At 44.9% G+C, this 21169-nt stretch carries 14 protein-coding genes and 2 pseudogenes; 5 read left to right on the top strand and 11 right to left on the bottom strand.

Going from position 1 to position 21169, the window contains the following annotated elements:
- Window positions 1–20: 20 nt before the first annotated feature.
- The 6 genes from ACTQWB_RS03735 to ACTQWB_RS03710 all read right to left on the bottom strand — a co-directional run bounded on the left by ACTQWB_RS03735 (window position 21) and on the right by ACTQWB_RS03710 (window position 7929).
- A complete protein-coding gene (locus ACTQWB_RS03735; RefSeq protein WP_441500426.1) occupies window positions 21–1982 on the bottom strand; it encodes a glycoside hydrolase family 127 protein in 1962 nt (653 codons plus the stop codon).
- A 48-nt stretch (window positions 1983–2030) separates the two neighbouring features.
- Window positions 2031–2696 carry an aspartate/glutamate racemase family protein gene (locus ACTQWB_RS03730; protein WP_441500425.1) on the bottom strand — a complete coding sequence of 222 codons (666 nt, stop codon included), beginning with the start codon at window positions 2694–2696 and terminating at the stop codon, window positions 2031–2033.
- A gap of 363 nt (window positions 2697–3059) precedes the next feature.
- On the bottom strand, window positions 3060–4535 hold the full coding sequence (locus tag ACTQWB_RS03725) for an FGGY-family carbohydrate kinase (RefSeq protein WP_441500424.1): 1476 nt from the start codon (window positions 4533–4535) through the stop codon (window positions 3060–3062).
- Between the two features lie 232 nt (window positions 4536–4767).
- A complete protein-coding gene (locus ACTQWB_RS03720; protein WP_441500423.1) occupies window positions 4768–5700 on the bottom strand; it encodes a transketolase family protein in 933 nt (310 codons plus the stop codon).
- Entirely contained in the window at window positions 5693–6526 is an 834-nt protein-coding gene (locus tag ACTQWB_RS03715; RefSeq protein ID WP_441500422.1) for a transketolase, read from the bottom strand. The genes ACTQWB_RS03720 and ACTQWB_RS03715 overlap by 8 nt, the downstream gene beginning before the upstream one ends.
- A 2-nt stretch (window positions 6527–6528) precedes the next feature.
- Window positions 6529–7929 (bottom strand): L-fucose/L-arabinose isomerase family protein, encoded by a 1401-nt coding sequence (locus ACTQWB_RS03710; protein WP_441500421.1) that lies wholly within the window; start codon window positions 7927–7929, stop codon window positions 6529–6531.
- Between the two features lie 343 nt (window positions 7930–8272).
- On the opposite strand from ACTQWB_RS03710, the gene ACTQWB_RS03705 reads away from it, so the two are divergent.
- Window positions 8273–9280 (top strand): LacI family DNA-binding transcriptional regulator, encoded by a 1008-nt coding sequence (locus tag ACTQWB_RS03705; RefSeq protein WP_441500420.1) that lies wholly within the window; start codon window positions 8273–8275, stop codon window positions 9278–9280.
- Between the two features lie 213 nt (window positions 9281–9493).
- The gene (locus ACTQWB_RS03700) at window positions 9494–10195 is read left to right on the top strand and encodes a LytTR family transcriptional regulator DNA-binding domain-containing protein (protein ID WP_441500419.1); all 702 of its coding nucleotides are present in this window, start codon (window positions 9494–9496) and stop codon (window positions 10193–10195) included.
- A 30-nt stretch (window positions 10196–10225) separates the two neighbouring features.
- Here the strand turns inward: ACTQWB_RS03700 and ACTQWB_RS03695 are convergent, their stop codons facing one another.
- Window positions 10226–11785, bottom strand: coding sequence for a response regulator transcription factor (locus ACTQWB_RS03695; protein ID WP_441500418.1), 1560 nt, complete (start codon window positions 11783–11785; stop codon window positions 10226–10228).
- Between the two features lie 110 nt (window positions 11786–11895).
- Window positions 11896–13620 (bottom strand): cache domain-containing sensor histidine kinase, encoded by a 1725-nt coding sequence (locus ACTQWB_RS03690; protein WP_441500417.1) that lies wholly within the window; start codon window positions 13618–13620, stop codon window positions 11896–11898.
- A 149-nt stretch (window positions 13621–13769) separates the two neighbouring features.
- On the opposite strand from ACTQWB_RS03690, the gene ACTQWB_RS03685 reads away from it, so the two are divergent.
- Window positions 13770–15023: an ABC transporter substrate-binding protein gene (locus ACTQWB_RS03685; RefSeq protein ID WP_441500416.1), complete on the top strand. Its 1254-nt coding sequence runs from the start codon at window positions 13770–13772 to the stop codon at window positions 15021–15023.
- Between the two features lie 123 nt (window positions 15024–15146).
- The gene (locus tag ACTQWB_RS03680) at window positions 15147–18773 is read left to right on the top strand and encodes a family 78 glycoside hydrolase catalytic domain (protein ID WP_441500415.1); all 3627 of its coding nucleotides are present in this window, start codon (window positions 15147–15149) and stop codon (window positions 18771–18773) included.
- A 169-nt stretch (window positions 18774–18942) separates the two neighbouring features.
- On the opposite strand, the pseudogene ACTQWB_RS03675 reads toward ACTQWB_RS03680, so the two are convergent.
- Window positions 18943–19068, bottom strand: a pseudogene (locus ACTQWB_RS03675) (DUF6783 domain-containing protein); the annotation flags it as partial.
- Here ACTQWB_RS03675 and ACTQWB_RS03670 point away from each other — a divergent pair.
- Window positions 19018–19263 (top strand): annotated as a pseudogene (locus tag ACTQWB_RS03670) (DUF6783 domain-containing protein). The pseudogenes ACTQWB_RS03675 and ACTQWB_RS03670 overlap by 51 nt on opposite strands.
- On the opposite strand, the gene ACTQWB_RS03665 reads toward ACTQWB_RS03670, so the two are convergent.
- Together ACTQWB_RS03665 and ACTQWB_RS03660 are read right to left on the bottom strand one after the other, a co-directional pair.
- On the bottom strand, window positions 19160–19933 hold the full coding sequence (locus ACTQWB_RS03665; RefSeq protein ID WP_441500414.1) for a hypothetical protein: 774 nt from the start codon (window positions 19931–19933) through the stop codon (window positions 19160–19162). The pseudogene ACTQWB_RS03670 and the gene ACTQWB_RS03665 overlap by 104 nt on opposite strands.
- A 140-nt stretch (window positions 19934–20073) precedes the next feature.
- Window positions 20074–20997, bottom strand: a complete 924-nt coding sequence (locus tag ACTQWB_RS03660) for a NifB/NifX family molybdenum-iron cluster-binding protein (protein ID WP_441500413.1) — start codon at window positions 20995–20997, stop codon at window positions 20074–20076.
- Window positions 20998–21169 lie beyond the last annotated feature (172 nt).

The following is a 21169-nucleotide window of genomic DNA, read 5'->3' as shown; positions in this document are numbered from 1 at the left end:
ACTTTTTTGAGAGGCAGCTTTTATACTGTATACGCAATCGGGAACCAGATCCGCATCTCGCCGTAATCACGGTTATCCCACGCATAATAAGGGATCAGGCGTACCTGTTTCCTGCCCATACCGTGATATTTCAGCGACTGGTACAGGGCATTTCTGTCGAATTCAGAACGGTCAATGGCATATTCTTCTGTTTCCAGAGCTATCATTTTTCTTCCCTGGATCTCGTACTCCACAGGAGTAAATTCTGCATTCAGATCCAGATAAATATCATCCAGAGTGGCCGCCTGTGTATCCACACTTTCACAGCAGTATACCAGCGGTCCACGCTCGATTGCTGCCTGTCCCACGGTTTCCTCCACCATGTTATTGGCAACTGTATAGCGGACTTCCATATCCAGATTCAGCTGTACATCCATATTCTGTGGGTCTTCCACCAGAATATCCAGATAGGTTCCTGCATCCTCTTTTGTAAGCTCACGATCTACTGCCCCACCTTTGATGGAACCGCCTGCCGACCAGCCAGGGACACGAAGTCTCAGGTGAACCGGTGCGTTTACTTTCACATCTTTTGCAGTGAAATGAATCGCTCCATCAAAAGGATAATCTGTAGACTGAACAAGTGTAAATTCACCACCGTTTTCCAGTTTCACCTGTGCCTCACTTGCACCATACATACCAGTCCATACACTGTTATCAGAGGTCAGATATGCATATTCGCTGGACTGTGCAATGGTTCTTGCCAGGTTTGGAGGGCAACAGTAGCTGAGGATATATTCACTTCTGGTAAGGGGCCAGATCAGTTTATAATCAAGCTCTTTGGCACGTCTTAACATATTTTCATAGAAAAATCTCTTCCCATCCAGGCTAAGTGCAGCCAGATTGGTATTTAACATCATGCGCTCAAGAATATCGAAATACTCTGCCTTCGGCTCCAGCTGGAACATACGGTATGCCCAGAAAACACCGCCAAGAGACGCACAGGTCTCATTGTATGCAGTAATATTCGGAAGCTGATATTCATAACCATAAGCCTGATGTACAAGCTGGTGGTCAAAGAAATATCCATAGGGAGATGCTCCGTTGTATAGCGCTCCACAGCCACCGGTAATATAAATTTTTTTATCCACAAGGCTTCTCCACACTTTGTGGAGTACTTCCATATAATCAGGATCCTCCTCTTCCAGACAAAGATCCGCTACGCCTGCATAGAGATAGTTGGCACGCACTGCATGGCCAAGAATCTTCTCGTGCTGTTTCAGCGGAATTTTATCCTGATTATCATCCATACCGTTTTTCACACTATCGCGAAGAGCGATTGCCTGTTTCGCAAGCTTCAGATAACGTTTGTCACCAGTAGTACGGTACATTTCCACAAGTCCCATATAGTGAGATGGGCAGACTGCGGTCTGCACTTCCCCGGTGCGCTCTGCCTCTTCATAAAGATGCTCCAGATAGTCTGCTGTTTTTGCTGCAATGGCAAGGAAATTATCTTTTCCGGTAATTCTCTTGTGTACGCAGGCAGCGGTAAACATATGTCCGAAATTATAGACCTCGAAATCGTTAATATCTCCCATTCTGGAAACACCGTTGCCGCTTCTTTCCCCAATGATCTGCTTAGTGGAAAGGTATCCGTCCGGCTGCTGTGCCCTGCCGATCAGGTCTATGTAATCCTCAATTTCGTCCTTCAGCTGCCGGTTATCTGTCTGATACGCTGTATAGATGGCAGATTCCATCCATTTATAAAAGTCTCCGTCGCCGAAAACGGTTCCGTCAAAGTCCCCCTGCGCATCCCCTGCACAGATTTTAAAATTCTCTACTACATGGCTGATATCCTTGCTGTCAAACATGTGCTTCAGCTGGGGCACTGTGCTGTTGGCGCAGGTATCAAAGCGCTCCTTCCAAAGACCGCCTGTCCATTTTACTTTCATTCCGTCAAGGGCGTGAACCTTTGCGTATGGGGATCTGGTTGTATCTGTAAGCATGGTTGTTCTCCTTAATTCTGATAAAAATCATTATGTATATAAATTATTTTATAATCCCTTAGCCTTCAGTGCAGCAGCAAGTGCCTGGGCACCAAACCGCGGGCTGGAAAGTACCGGTTTGCCGATTTTCTCATGAATTGCATCTTCTGCATAAGCCATAGAGCCCTGTGCCAGAAGAATTACATCTACCTGATCTGCAATCTCTGCTGCTTTTCCACAAAGTAAAGCTTTAAACTTGTCCTGATCTGCGCCGAACGCATCTACCAGTCCATCTACCAGCTCTACATGCTTATTCATTTCTCTTGCAACACGTGCAACTGTATTTTTCGTCGGTTCAAGAGTGGTAGGAAGAGTGGCAAGTACGCCTACCCGAAGTCCCAGGCGGGCTGCTTCACGGCACATTTCCTCATCAATACGCACAATAGGGATTCCGGTATAACGTCCGATACTCTGCGCTGCATCTGCAACCTCTCCTACTGAAGAACAGCAATTCAGAATTGCATCAGCTCCGTCGGAAACAGCCTGCATATACATGCCAACAAGGCGGGCTGCTGCTCCGGCAGTTACATAGCCATGTTCTCTTACCTCTGCCAGAATAGACGGATCCTGATAATTCAAAATCTCCGGTGCATCGCCCAGATTCTTTCTGATTTCTTCATTCACGCACTCAATTAATTCCGGTGTGGTACTTGTGTAAACAATTCCTAATTTCATTTTATCTCTCTCCTTCTCTTAAGACGCTGTTAAGCTCTCTGATCTTATACTTTTATAGTTTCACTTGTTAATTTTGCCTATCAAATATGATTTTTTGCGTCCAATCTTTTAATAATCTATACAAAAATTTTACGATTATGGAGCTGTCCGCGTCAAGTCCAATTTATTTATTTAGTGTCACTTTTATTTGTGTTAAAGCCTATCATCGAAATACGAAACATTTTTGCGATTTGCCCTGAACAGTTCTATTAATTCCATATTTATAAACGGGATTTCACAAGCATGATACCGCCATGTAAAATCCCGTTTTATATCATTTTAAATATACATTTTTTATCTGGACAATATCGCGCAATTACAAATTTATTTATTCGTAATCACCGACGCTACCGCTTTCTTCCATCCAGCATACTTCTTTTCCCGTTTCTCTGCATCCATAGCCGGTTTGTAAGACACACGGTTCAGTTTGCCAAAAATCCTTTCATCCCATACCCCAAGACGAAGTCCTGCCGCGTAAGCCGGTCCGATTGCGGAAAGCTCTTCAGAGTCCGGAACCAGTACACCTGCGTCCGCAATATTACTCTGGAACTGCATCAGGTAATCATTTCTGGTGGGGCCGCCGTCTACACGAAGTTCCTTAACCGGAACCCCAGCATCCTCTGCCATTGCCAGCACTACATCTGTGATCTGGTAAGCAATACACTCTACTGCTGCACGTACAAACTCTGCCTTGCGGGTAGTACGGCTCATTCCTACTACAGAAGCTCTTGCTTCACTATCCCAGTAAGGTGCGCCAAGACCACTGAATGCCGGAACCAGGTACAGGTTATCTTCCTGAATAGCCTCTTTTGCCAGTTTGCCAGTTTCACCTGGGGAAGAAATAAGCTGGAGGTCATCTTTCAGCCATGTGATAACCGCGCCTGTGTAATTCAGGTTTCCTTCCAGGACATAATTTACCTTGCCGCCGATTTTCCATGCAAGGGAAGTTACAACTCCATGAGTGCTGAGGGTTGGTTTTTCCCCGATATTCATCATAATGGAGGAGCCTGTTCCATAGGTAGCTTTTGTCATGCCAGGCTGAAGGCAGCCCTGTCCGAAAAGAGAACCATGGGAATCACCAAGCACACCGTGAATCGGTACTTTCTTCGGGAGAAGTCCCTCGAAGTCGGTCTCACCAAAGCATGCATCAGAGTCTGTCATCTCAGCCATATTGGCCGGGTCAATGCCAAACAGCCCACAGATTTCCTCATCCCATTTCAGGTCAAAGATGTTAAAAAGCTGGGTTCTGGATGCATTGGAATAGTCTGTTCTATATTCTTTTCCCCCAGTCAGCTTGTAAACCAGCCAGCTGTCGATGGTTCCATGGCAGATTTCATGGCGTTCTGCCGCTTCTTTAGCGCCTTCTTCATTTTCCAGAAGCCAGGCAATCTTAGATGCCGGGAAATACGGAGAAAGATTCATACCTGTTTTCTGGCGGATCATTTCTGCTGCACCGGCTTTCTCTACACGGGCACAGATATCCACTGCACGGGCACACTGCCATACCACTGCATTTCCGTACGGTTTGCCTGTAATCCGGTTCCATGCAAGAGAAGTCTCACGCTGGTTGCTGATTCCAAGACCAACTACGCATTCTTTGTCAACACCCTCCAGAAGTTCTTTCACAACAGCCAGTACATTGCTGTAAATTTCCTCCGGGTCATGGGAAACCCAGCCTTTTTCATTGATGATCTGTCTGTGCGGGCGGTCAGTACGGCGCATGATACTGCCAGTCTCATCGAAAAGAAGTGCCTTGGTCCCCTGGGTACTCTGGTCGATACTTATGATATATTTTGCCATTTTTGCTATCCCCTTTATCACTATTCAAAAAACAACAAGCGTGCCTGACCAGGTATGCTCTGCTGTCGATTTCCGATCTATCAGCAACAGAACATACCCAGGAGCTGCATTTATTGCAGTCTGTCAGTCACGCTAAAGCTTGTTTTGTTATTCACTTTTTACCACTTCTCCGCGAGTGTATTTGAAAAAAACTTTCACCAATCTGCACACTCACTTTGCAGGAAATTTTGCCTTATTTCAAAGCTTCCACAGCCTTCTTCGCAATTCCCTCAGCATTTAATCCATAATAATCAAATACTTCCTGGGAGGTTCCTGTGATAACTGGTGCATCCGGAAGTGCCATGTTCAGCACCTTCTTCGGGCAGTTAGCACCAACTACCTGTGCAACCATGGAGCCAAGTCCGCCGAACGGAGCATGCTCTTCAACGGTGATCACTGCTTTCGCATTCTGTGCTGCTTTGATCACACCGTCTGCATCAAGAGGTTTCACACAGTACATATCCAGTACTGTTGCGGAGATTCCCTGTGCTTCCAGTAATTTGGCAGCTTCATTTGCCGGGCGGACCATCTCACCGCAGGCAATGATCGCTACGTCTGTTCCTTCTCTGAGAACAGTTGCCTTGTCCATTTCGAATGGGCAGTTATCTTCTGTATAAATGTCCTCAACCGGATTTCTTCCTACACGGATGTAAGCCGGTTTCTCATCTTTTAACAGAGCCTCGATCAGGTGCTTGGTCTGATGACGGTCACTTGGAAGATAAACTCTCATGTTCGGGATTGCAGACATGGCTGCAATATCCTGTGCGGAATGATGGCTCATTCCCAGTGCGCCGTAGCTTACACCACCGCTGATACCGATCAGGGTAACATTTGTGTTGGAATATGCAACATCAATTTTGGCCTGCTCATAGCTTCTTGTAGATAAGAAGCAGGCTGGTGAGCATGCGAAAGGCTTCTTTCCACATTTTGCAAGACCTGCGGAAATACTTACCAGGTTCTGCTCTGCGATACCAGTCTCAACGAACTGATCCGGGAAATTATCTGCAAATGGTGTCATGGAAGCAGATCCTCTGGAGTCACTGCAAAGCACCATAATATCTTTGTCTTCTTTTGCCTTGTCCATCAGTACTTCACAGATGGCCTGTCTGTTTGGAATCTTATTCATGAAGAGTGGCCTCCTTTCTTGCTGCAAAATCCGCGATGATCTGATCATATTCTTCCTGGGTAGGAACCTTATGATGCCAGTTTGCCTTGTTCTCCATTACGGAAGAGCCGCAGCCTTTTACGGTATTTGCAATTACAGCGGTTGGTTTGCCTTTAACAGTTTTTGCTTCTTCAAAAGCAGCATTTAACTGGTCAATGTCATTACCATCTTTTACATCGATCACATGCCATCCGAAGGAACGGATACGCTCGCACAGATCATCATGTCCCATTACATCTTCTGTATTTCCGGAAATCTGAAGGCGGTTACGGTCAACGACTGCGCAAAGATTATCCAGTTTATACTGATGTCCAGCCATGAAGCCTTCCCATACAGAGCCTTCTGCCAGCTCACCATCACCCATTACGGTGTAAACACGGTAGTCTCTGTTGTCTTTTTTGCCAGCCAGAGCCATACCTACGCAGACCGGAAGTCCATGTCCAAGGGAACCAGAGTTCATCTCGATTCCTGGAAGCTTGTTGTTCGGGTGTCCGATATATTTAGAACCAAATTTAGAAAAATGCTCTTTTACATCTTCAAGATCCAGGAAGCCTTTTGCTGCAAGTACTGCATAATAAGCTTCTACAGAATGACCTTTGCTCAGTACGAAACGGTCACGGTTCGGGTCATCCATGTTTTCCGGAGAGATGTTCATCTGGCAGAAATACAGGCTAATCAGAGTATCGATCACACTCATGTCACCGCCGATGTGTCCGCCCTTTCCGGCAACGATGATATCTACAGTATCTTTTCTTAAATCAAAAGATTTTGCCTTTAAATTTTCCATTCTCATTCACCTCTTAAATATGCTTTCACATCTTCTTCAATAGGATCATATAAATCAGGAGTGATTCCCATATATTTGCATGCCTCATAAAGTACCGGAACTACATCCTTATGGATACCTACACAGTGATGGATGTATGGTCCCTCTACGATCTTGGCTTCCAGACGTTTGATGTTCTCTACCTCAACCCAGAGATAAGTTCCCATTCCTTTCGGTCCGTCAACGCCTTTGGCTTTTCCAAGAAGCATGGAGTACTCTCCGTTATCACCGTCGAAACGTGCCAGAGTTACTTCGCCATGTTTTGCTTCTGCTGTAATACTTCCCGGATGGCTGAATGCCAGCGGATAAGTAAGCTTCGGTGTCTCTTTTGCAACAGAGATCGGCCATGGTCCACAATGCTGAAGGAGCTCACCGTTCTCAATATCAGGATGACGGATGGTCCAGTCAGCGAAGAAGCTTCTGGTATCATCAAGTGCTGCTGCCTCAACAAGAAGAGCTGTAATAGCACCGTGGATATCTGTCTCGCAGACAACCGGGATTCCTTCTTCGTTCAGAAGGGCATTTGCTGCACATGGCATAATTCCGATTTCACTCTGTAACTGGTTCCAGCACTGGATTGCAGCTGCCTGGCAGCCATATTTTGTAATCAGGTTTTTCATAGCAACCTTAAGAGCTGCTACATTTTCAAGCTCGTTGTCTTTGATGCAGATTTCCATATGCTCGCGGCAGTATTCTACAACCTTGGCAACCTCTGTTCCTTCTGCTTTGGCTTTCTTCATCTCATCTGTCAGCTCTGGCATTGGGATCGGAGTCAGCTGGATGTTGAATTTCTCCAGAAGTTCGCCCTCGTTGCACATGGTTGACCAGAACTCATATGGTCTTGTGGAAATCTGAAGGATTCTCATATTACGGAAGGTTTTTACTACATTACAGACAGCCATGAAATCGCGAAGGCCACGCTCGAATACAGGGTCGTTCAGTCTGCAGTTGGTCATGTATGTAAATGGAACGCGGAATCTTCTAAGTACTTTACCTGTTGCGAAAAGTCCGCACTGTGTATCACGGAGACGTACGCCGTTCTCATCCGGACGCTCATCAAGAGGTCCCCACAGAAGAACCGGTACATTTAACTCTTTTGCAAGTCTTGCACACTCAAACTCTGTTCCGAAGTTACAGTGTGGAAGGAAAAGTCCGTCGATTTTCTCTTTTTTGAACTTCTCTGCGATCTTGATGCGGCCTGCCTCATCATACAGAAGTCCTTCATCATTTACATCTGTGATATCTACAAAATCAATTCCTAACTCTCTTAATCTGTCTGCAGTAAGTCCACGATACTTTACTGCATCTGGTGCACTGAAAATGCTTCGTCTGGTTGGCGCGTAGCCGATCTTAATGTTTGCCATTCTGGGTGTCCTCCTTGTATTTTATAATTTTTATAGTTTCTGATTTTTAAGCTTCAATTGAATTTTTTTCTTGCAATTCATCTTTTTTGATACTTTCGTATTTGCTTTTCTTTGATTCTAGTATATGGCTCTTTGTACTTTATTTCTATATAAAATAAAGTATTTTCCACTTTATTTTTACTTTATTTATTGTGAATATATTGTTTATTTTTCAATTAAGAAGTACAATATATACAATAATTCACTTGACAGATACGCCGCATCAACGAAATGCAACATATTTTGAAGGTTCGCTTTGAACAATTGATGCAACATAGTAAATTTCCCGGGAGGTGTCCATAAAATGTCCATTACCGCAAAAGAACTGGCCCAGAAGCTGAAGCTTTCCCAGACTGCCGTCTCCATGGCTCTCAATAACAAGCCCGGAGTCAGCACAGAAACCCGGCGTATGGTGGTGGAGGCAGCTGAGAAGTACGGCTATGACTTTACCAGACTTTCCTTAAAGAAAAATAAAGCAGGAAGTATTTACGCGGTAAGTTACCGTTCCCACAATGCCATTATGTCCTACTCTCCTATTTTTGACGCAATGGTAGAAGGAATGGAATCCATGGTCCAGAAGAATAACTACAAGCTGAAGGTGATCACCTTTTATGAAAAAAGAGACAATCTGGAACATTATCTGGAAGACCTTCGGACTACAGACTGCGTAGGACTTATCCTGTTTGGAACAGAAATGCGTGAAGAAATGGTACGTCCTTTCCTAAAGCTGCCTTTCCCGGTGGTAATCCTGGATGCCTATTTCGAGAATCTGGATTGTACCTATGTTGTTCCAAACAACCGGCAGGGTGCTTACCTGGCTACGGACTATCTCATCAGCCGTAGGATGAAGCAGCCAGGATATCTGCAGTCCACCTATCCGCTCCGGAACTTTTCCGAGCGTCTGGAGGGCTTCTACCATGCAGTCCATGATAATGGAATGTCACGCTCCCGTTGTATCATTCACCAGCTTTCCCCTACCATCGACGGAGCAATGGCAGATATGCTGGCTGTGATCGATCGTGGGGACGCACTGGCAGACTGCTATTTCGCAGACAATGACCTGATTGCTATCGGAACCATCAAAGCACTGAAGCTTCGTGGGTATAAAGTCCCGGAACAGATAGCGATCGTAGGCTTTGATAATATTTCAGAAGGCCGGATCATTGACCCTTCCCTTACCAGCATCAGTATCCCACGCCATTATATGGGCCAGGTTGCCGCAAGGGAATTGTTGTCACAGATTGATGCCCCGCAGCAGCATACCTGTAAAATTGAAGTTTCAGCAAATTTGGTAAAGCGTTTCTCGGTTTAAAAATGCTGCATAAAAGCAGCTAAATCACAGAAATCCGAAATCTCGGGGTGAAATCATACTGACAAATCTCTACATTTATGGTATACTTATGCTGTTGCCTACCGTTACAGATGTCGGATACACAATATCATTCCCTGACATCTTATCATAAACGAAACAGGCATGTCTGCTTACGCAGATATCACCATAAAGGAAAGTCGGGAGGGATATTTAATGGATGAAAAAATTCTGAAATTCTTTAAAAAGCATAAGATCCATATCAATGATATCAAATATCTGCTTAGACAGGAGAATAAGACTTGCATTTACATGAAAGACGGACGTATCGTAAGAACCTTCATCACAGTCAAGGATCTGTATGATGTCCTGATACCTTATGACTATCTTTCCATAAATAAGGGCACTGTTGTCGCCAGAAACCAGATCGACCACATAGAAAACTGCACCTACTATATGCGGGATGGTCTCCGTCTCGAGGGGCGTAAACGAGGTGCTGCCACCCATAAGCTTTTAAACAAATCCCTTCACCAGGATCTTTCCAAAATTGCTTCCACCAATATCCGTACCCGTTTTTCGGTGCTGGACAATATGCCGCTGGCATTTTGTGTGATCGAGCTTATTTTCAATCAAGGGGGAACCGGTATCGATTTCGTCTTCCGTTATTGTAATAAAGAATTGCTCCGTCTGGAAAAATTGACTGCAAATGACATAGTCGATCAGTCCTTCTATCAGGTATTTCCAGATGGCGACCGCAAGCTTCTTGCCACCTACACAGATGTAGCGGTAAATGGCGGGAAATGCCATATGCACACTTACAGCTCCCACATCGGCAAAAATATTCTCATCAAGGCCTTCCAGCCCCTGGAGAATTTCTGTGCATGCGTATTGATCCCAGAAAGCGAAATGGCAGAATAACCCGAAGGTTCTTCTGCCATTTCTTTTTATTTACTGATTCTGGCTGTTTCTATACTGTTCTGGTGTAATTCCTTCTATTTTTTTAAATACCCTGAAGAAATACTTCACATTTTCATAGCCTACCGCCTGTGCGATCTGATACATCTTTTTGCTGGTGCCTCTCAACAGCTCTTTTGCATGGCTGACGCGGACCAGGTTTACATAATCCACAAAACTGATTCCCATCCGCGCTTTAAACGCAGAACTGAGATAACTTCTGTTCAGACGGAATAATGACGCAACAAATTCCTGGGTCAGATCTTTTTCATAATGCAGGTCAATATAATTTTTCACATTTTCCAGAACGTCCTTCTCCGAATAAAATCCAGCATTCTCAAATGCCATAGACATATTTTTGAAAATCTGTTCAAAATACTCCTCCAGTTCCTGGAAACGGAAAATAAGATTCAGGTTGCTGATCAGATTCAGGCTTGTAGCGGCACTTTTGTGCACCTGCAAATCCCGCGGAAGGGATTTTTTCAAGATCTCCGCGATTTCCAGACAGTATTCTTTTGCGTCCTTCAGACTGCATTTCTCATTTCTTGCAAAATAATGAAATAATTCCGGGAACACCGCCTCCACTTCACTGGTTCTTCCAGATTCTACCAGAAACAGAAACTGCTCCAGCTTAGGCCATTCCAGTGTACAGTTCTCCTGCGTCTTTTCTTCAAAAAACAGGTAATCCCTTTTCATCCCCAGAGTCATCTGATTCAGTGCCTGCAGAGACTGGGAATATGCCCGGTTCAGCTGCGTGAAACTTTCCTGTACCTGACTGATTCCATAAAAAGGTTCAATCCGAAGGCTTTCCAGAAAACAATCCAGAAGGTTTTTTATCTGAAGGATTTCCTCTTCTTTCACCTCTTTTTCCCTCGGGAAAAACAGCAATAGAAAATACAGATTCTCGATATTGTCCCTGGCAAGCAGAATCGTCTCTGCTTCCACCTCCCGCATAGTCAGAAATTCTGTCAATGCTTTCTCTCTTGTTTTACCAGATAACGTGACTGTCATTACTGCAAACCGGTGATCTTCCTTAAGTCTGCACATCTTGCGGGAACTGAATACCGGCATTTCCTTGCCTTCGCCAAACAATGCATTGCGAAGTATCTGCCTGTCATACTCATACTTCAGGCTTTCCTTTTCCTGCTCATCCAATGTTAATTTTTCATGTAGGCTTTTCTGGTTTTTCAAAAGCCGGACTGCTTTGTCCACAGCGTTCCAAAGAGTTTCCTGACTGAAGGGCTTCACTATGTAATCCAGTGTATTGGCGCGAAGGGCCTCCTTGGCATAATCGAAATCTTTATATCCGCTGATCACAATAATATATTTCTCCGGATATTGGGTAGACAGAACCGGCAAAAGCTGGGTTCCGTCCATGATCGGCATTTTCATATCTGTGATAATAAAATCCGGATTCTTTTCCTCAATCAGTTCCAGCGCGCTTTTTCCATTGGAAGCCTGGGCAACGCATGTAACATCTGGATAATTTTCCAGTTTTTTCACCGCTCCACGACGGATCAGCGGTTCATCATCGATTACAATATAAGTATACATCCTGTTCTCTTCCTTCCTGTCAGCTCTCATCGTTTATCTGTCCGGCACTTATCGGCCTTTTTCCGGCACATTACCAGGCAATTTCCAACCTCTTTTTCCATCTATCGCAATTACTTCCCATCCTCAATCTCCGGGATCCGTATCTGCACAGTAGTTCCCTTGTCCTGCTCACTGGTAATTTCTAATCCGTAATCATCCCCATAATACAGCCTGATACGGGAATTAATATTTTTCAGTCCGATACTTCCGTTTTCTCTCTGGTTTAATTCCTGGAACTTTGGTTTCCCAGCCAGCATCTGCTGAAGATTTTCAAGCTTTTCCCGGGGAATTCCCACTCCATCATCCTTTACAGAAAAGCAGATTACTTTCCCCTGTTTCCGGGCTGACAGCCAGATCGTACTCCCTGCATTGCAATGAAGCAGTCCGTGATACAGGGCATTTTCCACCAATGGCTGAAGAATCAGTTTCAGTATCCTGCAAGAAAGCAGCTTCTCCGGAACATCCAGCTGAAATGAGAATCCATTATCGAAACGGATCTGCTGAATGGCAACAAAATTCTGCACATGAGCCAGTTCTTTTTCCAGAGGTACAAGTGCACCCTTGGTCTTGATACTATATCGGAACATATCCCCCAGCGCCAGTGCCATTACGGAAATGTCCCTGGAGCCTTCAATTTCTGCCAGACTGTTGATTGCCTCCAACGTATTATAAAGAAAATGGGCATTGATCTGGGACTCCAATGCTTTCATCTGGGTATCCATGAGGACGATTTTATTCTCATACTCAGATTTTATGTACCGGTTATTCTCCTCCAGCATCGTCCGGTATTGATTATATAATGTCCCGATCTCGTCCGTCCGGTTCAGATAGGGAGATTCCACGATCCGGTGCTTTTCTCTTGGATGTGCCATGATCCGGCTCAGTGCTGTGATCGGTTCCGTCAGATAACGGGCCAGGAAATAGGCCAGAATAATAAACATAATAAAAAATACTGCCAGAACCGAAATCATCTCAAGCAATGTGATTCTGAAATCTGAATCCAGGCTTGCTTTGTCAAAAACAGCTGTAAGTGTCAGTCCATCTTCCGAAATTTCTCTTTCGTATTCAATTTTTTGCTTCTTTTCCCCTGCAGAACCGCTCTGGTATATCACTTCTCCATCTCTGCTCACACAGAATTCTGCGGAGTCAGGAAGCACATTTATCTGATCCAGCGAAAAAATTTCCGGCGCACAGTTCACATACAGCACGCCCAGAAAGTCTCTGGAATATACATCATAGATACACATGGAAAAAGACACAGAAGGAGTGTCGTTCAGCAGATAGTCCCGTTCTCTGGTTCCCTCCACATATATTTTCCCCTTTAATGCCAGAGTGTTTTCATACCATTCTTCCCCTTTCGGATCATAATCACTGTAGACATCCACTCCGTTTCCATAGCCTTGGCCCAGCACAACGCCAGATGGGGTAAAAATAAAAATACCATTTACATTTTCTGTGGAAAAAGTGAAATCCTGAAAGGTGTATTTCATATTCTGGTTTGCTTCATAAATATCCCGGTCTGTATAGGATTCTTCTGAACCGGTAAATTTGCGCAGTTCCTGTATCAGCGTTTCCTCATTCGGTGATGTATACTGGACGATTTCCAGAATATGCTGCATCCCTTTCAGCACAGAGGTGGTCTCTTCCACTGCCTGTTCCATAATATTAGAAGATGTCTCTGTAATCCTGGCATTGGACAGTCTTGTATAATTTGTGTACGCAATATAGGAAAAAAGCAGCATAGGCACCACAGCCAGTGCGGAAAAAATAAGAAAAAAGCGAGTTTTCAGTTTCATATGTGGCTCCTTTAATCCAAATCTGTTGTTTACAAATTTCGGGAGAACTTTTATACTTTATAAATAATAACATCAGTGTCTCCGCTGATTTAATTGTTTAGAGCCATATTATCACAACTTTCTTCAATTTGGTAGTGAAAGGATTTTTTATGAAAAAATTATCTGTCCTGTTTCAGACCGCAGCTATAACCGCAAGCTTACTTCTAAGCCCTTTATCCAGTGTCTTAGCCGCCACCCCGGCCGATACTGTTTCCCAGGAGAAAACAGAAATTACCTTTATGGTCAGCGGAACCGGAGATTACGCCCAGCGTTACAAAGAATCACTGGAGGAGAAGCTTCTGGATGATTTTCCAGATATCGAGATCACAGTGGAAGCCTACCCGGATGAACAATATTACAGCACCCTTAATACGAAACTGAGCATGGGTGACGGGCCCGATTTCTTCCGTATCCAGTCCTACTGGGCAGGTCCAAACGCGGTCCAGAAGCTGGCACCGGCTGATTATCTGGTTCCCCTGGACGACCTTCCTGTCATACAAAGCACAGATAAAAACAACACGGATCCGTTCACTTACAATGGGCATATTTATTCTCTGGATGACGGCTCCATGATCTTATGCACCTATTACAATAAATCTGTTTTCCAAAAGCTAGGACTCTCCATTCCTCAGAACTGGCAGGAATTTCTCGATGTATGTGAAACACTGAAGCAGAATGGTATCACACCTATTGTCGCAGGAAACAAAGATTCTTACACCATGCAGTTCTGCCTTTATCAGATTGCGGCCAGTCAGGTTTATGCCGAAAATCCTGATTTTAACGCACAGCTGGCAGACGGAACCACCCATTTTACAGATCCTGGCACCTGGGATAAGGTTCTGGACCAGTATCTGCTGCTTTTCAAAAACAACTATGTTCTGGAGCATTCCCTGACCATGGGTAATTCAGAAGCAATAGAGCGCTTTACTAACGGGGAAGCTGCTATGCTTTTCAATGCCAATTTCACTTACCCCTCTTTAACAACAGCTATGGGCGAGGATGAAGTCGGCGCTTTTCCTTTACCTGCCAATGATGTCGGGCAGCCAGTTTATACGGTTATTTCCAAAGGAAATGGTACCGCGGTTTATTCAGGAAGTAAGCATATTGAATTATGTAAACAAATTTTCAATAAGCTGTATGCACCAGCGGATGCTTCTGCCACTGAAGAAAGCAGCGCAGACAATATATGGCAGATTTTCCTTAACCTTCAGGAAAAAGGCCAGTACACCAACAACTGCAACCAGGGCTGGAAGGGCGACGTGGAATGGACGCTGGAAGACGGACTTTCCCAGAAAATCGCCGGTGCTTCCATCTCCGTAAATTACATTACTGCCCAAATGCAAAAAGCTTATGAAAATGGCTAAACCAGGCACGCTCTCACTTGCAATCTACAGTTCATACCTAAAAATTGTATACCAAATTAAAATCAAAAAGATACCCTCCGTTTATTATAATGAACTTACAAAATAATTAAACGGAGGGTTTTTATGAAAAAAAGAAACTTGGTTCAAAAAAGCGTCACCTTCGCTTTGACCGCTGTGATGGCTGGCTCCGGTATTGCCAGCGCACTTCCTGTCATGGCTGCTGAAGATGATTCCAAAAGTATCGTGGCACTGACCACAGACGGACTTACTAACCCAATTGGCGTAGACACCCAGACACCGGTTTTCACCTGGCAGATGGAATCTGGCAAAACAGGTGCAAGCCAAAGCGCTTACCAGATAACGGTAATGGATATGGACGGAAATACCGTCTGGGACAGCGGCGTTGTGGAAAGTGGAGAATCCACAAATATCAAATATGAAGGAGATACCCTTCAGCCAAAAACTGAATACCAGTGGAAGGTAGCTGTCACAGATGAAGAGGGCAACACATGGGAATCTGACCTGAACACATTCGAAACCTCTTTCCTGGACACCACCTATGATTCCTGGGGCGATGCCAAATGGATCGGCTCCTCCAAGAAAAACCTGGATGCTACTGCTGCCGATCTCTTCGACATGCATGTGGACGTGACCATTCCGGAAGGAAGCACCAAAGCTTCTGTCATCCTGGGGGCAAACGATTTCCGACCTCAGAACAAAGCCATGAACGTATGGAATAAAGAAAACGAGAATTATTTCCGCTACGAAGTGGACGTTTCTGATCCTGAGAATCCTAAGCTTAACATTTATGTAGTCGGTATGCCGGCAACCGTAAATGAACTGGATGAGAATGGAGAGCCTGTTATGGTAGAATCCAGACGAGGACTCACACCTTCCCTTATCACCCAGGAAGAAGAAAATCCAGCAGACGAACCAGACGTTACCGTTGCGATTCCAGCAGAAGTATTTGACGGAAAATCTGTAAATGATCCGATTACCCTGCGTATCTGGACCAACCAGTGCAACCAGTTAAGTGCTTCCATGAACGGCGTGGACGTAGACACCGGACGCCAGCTGAATCCACTTGGCGGTGACCACAACTCCAATACCTTCCCGAACCTGAACTCCATCGGCTTCGCAGTCAATGCAGGGGAAACCGCTTATTATAACGGTTTGGCAGTAGACATGTACGGAGACAATGACGATGGTGTGGTTCTTTTTGACAAAACAACCGGCACAACCTACAGCATCTTCGAAGGACTTGACGGAGTTACCGTTGACAGCGAAGAGGACAAGATCACGGTAGAAGGCGGGGAAAACGGAACCCTCGTTTACGCAGATCCTTCCGACGGCGCTTCTCCTATGGTAAGAACCAAATTCTCCACAGAGGACAAAGAGGTTGCCAGCGCAAGAATGTATGTCAGCGCACAGGGTACTTATGAAATGTACATCAATGGCGACAAAGTAGGAAATGGCCTTTTCAATCCTGGAAATGAAGAATATTCTACTTACATGCCTTATCAGGTTTACGATGTAACCGATATGCTCCAGTCCGGAGACAATGCCATCGGCGTTCAGATGGGACAGGGCTGGTGGAGCGGCGAACTGAATTACACCACTGGCGATTACAACTATTATGATCCTTACCAGGCAGTTCTGGCGCGTATGGATATCACTTACACAGACGGCACTACAGATACCATTGTTACAAATGAGGATGACTGGTCTGTTTCCACTGAAGGTCCTGTGAAATCCGAATCCCACTACAATGGTGAAAGATATGATGCTCAGACAGAAGCTGAATATGACGGCTGGGCAACTGCAGATTATACAGAGTCCGAAGACTGGGAAACTCCTGTTGTCCATGAGCCAAGAATGAATGATTTTGATTTCGTGGTACGCTACGATGAAGAGGCTTCCATCGTAAAAGAACTGGATGTGAAAGAAGCTCTTGGTGAGTCCAAGGAAGGCTCCGGTTCCTATATCTACGATATGGGCGAGAACGTTATCGGTGTTCCGCAGATCACCATTCCTGCTGAGTATGTAGATCCAGGCAGCACCGTAACTGTCCGCTACGCAGAGATCCTTTATCCGGATCTTCCGGAATATCAGGAAGCCGGACTTGTTGGAACCATGATGGTAGAAAACCTTCGTGCAGCCCTTTGTACAGACTTCTATATCGCAGGAGAGGGAGATCAGGTATTTGAGCCTCATTTCACCTTCCACGGTTACCGTTATATCGAGATCAGCGGACTTAAGAAAGAGCTCCCGGCTGAAAACATCAAGACAGAGGTTATTTCTTCTGTAAATATGACCGCAACCTATGATAGTTCCAATGAGAACGTAAACCGTCTGTTTAAGAACGTACAGAATTCGCAGACAAGCAATTTCCTTTCCCTTCCGACAGACTGCCCGCAGAGAAATGAGCGTCTTGGATGGACTGGTGATGCACAGGTATTCTCCATGGCAGCTTCCTACAATGCAGACGTTTACAACTTCTACAGAAACTGGCTGAAATCCCTTCGTGCATGCCAGCGTAAGGATGGTTCCCTTCCGGTATACGCTCCTACAGCAGAGCCACAGGAAGATGAATACAGCGGAATGGGCTTCTCCGGTGTTTCCTGGGATGCAGCACTTACTGTTATTCCTTATAACATGTACATGCAGACTGGCAACACTGCCATCATCGAAGACAACATGGATGCCATTGACAGATATCTGGATTACCTTGACAGCTACGATATGAGTGAAGAGTTTACCCACCTTACCAGCAGAACTGGTATCCTGGCTGACTGGCTGTCTGTTGATTCCACAGATGCAGGCCTGATCAACAATGCTGTTTATGTATATCTTATCGGCCTTGCAAGAGATATGGCAGACATCATCGGAAATACCGAGCTTCACGACAAATACGCTGCACAGTACGACCTTGCAAAAGCAGAGTGGAACGACTGCTATGTAGAAGCAGACACCTGCAGACTTTACACTACAACTACTACCGATCAGGATGGAAATGAACTGGAAGAGCCGGAAATCACCTACTACGATACAGAGGCAGCTTACGCAACACCTCTCCGCTATGGTGTATTTAATGAAGAAAACGAAGCAAAAGCAGTAGAAAACTATGTTGAAACTGTAAAAGCAGCCGGTTACACCATTACCTCTGGTTTCTCCGGAACTCCGAACCTGGTTCCTGTACTGACAAAATATGGTTACACAGAAGAAGCTTACAAGCTGTTTGAGCAGACAGATTATGCTTCCTGGCTGTATCCGGTAACCCAGGGTGCAACCTCCGTATGGGAGCGTTGGAATTCCTACACTGTAGAGGGTGGCTTCAACGGAAACAACTCCATGAACTCCTTCAACCACTTCTCTCTTGGCGCAATCTCCGAGTGGATGATGGCTTACCAGCTTGGTATTACAAGAGAAGACGGACAGGCAGGTTACAAGAGCTTTGTATTACAGCCAACTGTTGGCGGCACCTTCACCTATGCAAATGGTTCCTATGATTCCAACTACGGAACAATTTACAGCGGATGGACTGCAAACGACGGCGTTATGGAAACTTACACCGCTACTGTTCCTGCAAACACAACTGCTACTCTTTATCTTCCAATTTCCGAGGAGCAGGCAAATGCTACTACCGCTCCGAAAGGTGCTACATTTGTAGAAATGACAACACACAACGGAACTACCTGCGCAGTTTATACACTGGAAGCTGGAAGCTATGAATTTACAATTGGGGCATAAATGCCAGAAATGCAATTGAATTGCCAGAAGCTTAATTGAAATCCCCAAAGTATAATTGACGCTTCAGAAGTATAATTAAATAAGTTATCTTGAATCTTTCATAAAAAATACTCCCTTCCGGATGACAAGTTTTCGATCACTTGTCAGTCTGGAGGGGAGTATTTTTATATTAGGACTCTAAAGCCATTTTCAAACACGCTCTAGAGCGTGTTTGGAAAAGGCTTTCTGCAAGATGTACGTCACAATTTGTGGGAGATTTTGTCTGATTGATGGAGGCGTAGCGGGCTACGCCGACTGAAAGAAGGCAAAATATACCGCAAAGTGGGGCGTGCAGATTGCGGGAATGATTTTTCAAACAGGCTCTAGCATTTCAAAGTTTCTCTCTTTCAGGATTCAGGCATTTCAGGATTCCATGAATTGTCGTCCAGTTTTTTCACCATCTCTTCAAGATCAACTGTATAGGCCACTTTCACTGTGCTGTCCTTTTTGATGATAAATTCAGACAGTCCATATTCCGTGCCATTATCTGCCCAGTCATAGGTATAGCCCAGTCTGGTCCATGGATACTTTCCATCGAAATAGCTGGAAATAATATTCCCGTCAAACCACGCCTTATATTCTTCACTGACTGTATCTGAAAAAGAATCTGTCATCTCTACCGTTCCGATATCCCACACATATGCAGGCCGGAATACATCTTCCGGATTTGCCCACATGGCAGTAAAATAATCGGATTCATTATCCGGGCGCAGACCTATCAACTCTTTCATTCTCGTCTGCCAGTCTGTTACACCATCCTTATTTTTCTGATACCAGTCTTCTAGTTCGCCACCTGTAAATGCCCATACATTTCCCCATTCCAGCTTTACCTCGGTGCCATCTGGATAGCTGTCCGGATACTTATGGAATGTATAAAGAAGAACTCTGCCCTCCTGGTCGTAAACGGCATACGGTTCTCCTTTATCCAGGCTTACCACTGGAAGGATTTCGTCCTGGTCTATGATCATTGCATCCTCAACTGCCTGGTCAAAGAGGAGCTGCTCTTCCTCACTTTCCGCGGCCTGTACCGTCACATTCACTACATTTTCCCCGACTGGCACTGCCGCTACCGAAACCAAAACTCCCATGACAGCCAGCCGTTTCCATAATTCATTTCTCATATCCCATCATCTCCATATCTTTTGTTCTGCTGTTGATCTGCATCTAACTGTACCGATCATATCACAGGTAAAATGTAGATTCTGATATAAGGAATGAATGGCAGGCTTGTGGAATAAAATTTTTACTTACATTTTCTTTTTTACTTCACTTCAACCAGCTCGATTTTGAAATTCAGCTCTTTCCCTGCCATTTCATGATTGGCATCAAACGTAATATTTTTTTCATCCTTTGCAGTTACTTTCACCGGGAATGGCTGTCCATACTGATTGGATAAGTATACCTGCTGTCCTACTGTAAGATCTTCTGAGCCGGGAAGCTGTGCGATCTCAACGGTAAAAATCGCATTGGGATCAGCCAGACCGTAGGCTTCCTCCGGCATCAGATGAACCTCTTTGATCTCTCCTACTTCCATATCTGCAACAGCCGCGTCAAAGCCCTTGATCATCTGTCCTGCTCCGCAGATAAATTCCAATGGTTCGCCGCGGTCATAAGAGGAATCAAACTGGGTTCCGTCGTTAAAAGTTCCTCTATAGTGGGTACGGCAGGTTTTTCCCACATTACGTCCGGTGAGTGTATTATGGGAACCACAGCCTCCACAGCTGCTTCCACAGGAATGCTCTTCTGCATGGCTTCCACAGCCGTGATTTTCTCCGTGACTTCCGCAAGTATGGCCTTCTTCATGGTCTCCGCAGCTGTGACCCTCTCCGTGGTTTCCGCAAGTATGACCTTCTCCATGGTGGTCACAGTTTACTCCGCCAGATACCAGCTCTCCGGCAAGATATTTCTCTACCGCCTGATCTGCATCTCCCTGCGCACCGGAACAGAATTCAATCCCAGCCTGCGCAAGAGCGGACTGTGCACCACCGCCAATTCCACCGCAGATCAACACGTCGATTCCCTGCTCTGCAAGAAGTCCTGCAAGGGCACCATGTCCGCTTCCATTAGAGCTGATCACTTCACTGGAAACTACTTTATTTTCCTCGATCTCGTATATTTTGAAAAATTCAGTCTTTCCAAAATGTTGAAAAATATTTCCATTCTCATAGGTTACTGCAATCTTCAAATCTAAACCCCTCCATTTATCATAAGTATTGTCTGCTTAGTATAACTGGAATAAACAAGAAAAGCAAGGAACATTTGCTTTCCTGTCTATGTAAAGGTCAATACCCGGGAAAACAGTGCCTCTTTTAAAGTTACTTACCGCACGTCGCCCCTAGAGCCTGTTTGAAAAATCA

Origin of the sequence: Blautia sp. HCP3S3_H10_2, assembly GCF_052122375.1 — a bacterium.
GTDB lineage: Bacteria > Bacillota > Clostridia > Lachnospirales > Lachnospiraceae > Blautia_A.
The sequence above is the reverse complement of the archived record's forward strand: the minus strand, read 5'-3'. Positions and strand labels throughout refer to the sequence as shown.